General features: G+C 48.4%; 1 rRNA gene. It reads left to right on the forward strand.

Features of this window, described 5'->3' with window-relative positions:
- Positions 1-250: 250 nt before the first annotated feature.
- Positions 251-376, forward strand: a 16S ribosomal RNA gene (locus AB4Y73_RS20505); the annotation flags it as partial.

Raw genomic sequence — 376 nt, forward strand, 5'->3', positions numbered from 1 at the left:
TTTGAAAAGTTGCTCCGGAGCGATCCACGGTTGTTTAGTGCTGGTGGTGGTGCCGGGTGTGTCTGTTGTTTGAGAACTCAATAGTGTGCCAAGTTTGTTGATACCAATTTTTTGTATTGAATTGGTTGAATTTGCCGGGTCTGGCCTGCCCCTGTGGGTTGGGTCTGGTTTTTACAGCTGGTTTCAAATTTTGCAGCCTTCTTCTTCCGTTATTTCCGGGGGTGTTGGTTGTGTTCGTTTTTGTTTTACTTCAACGGAGAGTTTGATCCTGGCTCAGGATGAACGCTGGCGGCGTGCTTAACACATGCAAGTCGAACGATGATCTCCAGCTTGCTGGGGGGATTAGTGGCGAACGGGTGAGTAACACGTGAGTAAC

Origin of the sequence: Pseudarthrobacter sp. TAF60_1 (assembly GCF_052113505.1) — a bacterium.
Taxonomy (GTDB): Bacteria; Actinomycetota; Actinomycetes; order Actinomycetales; family Micrococcaceae; genus Arthrobacter.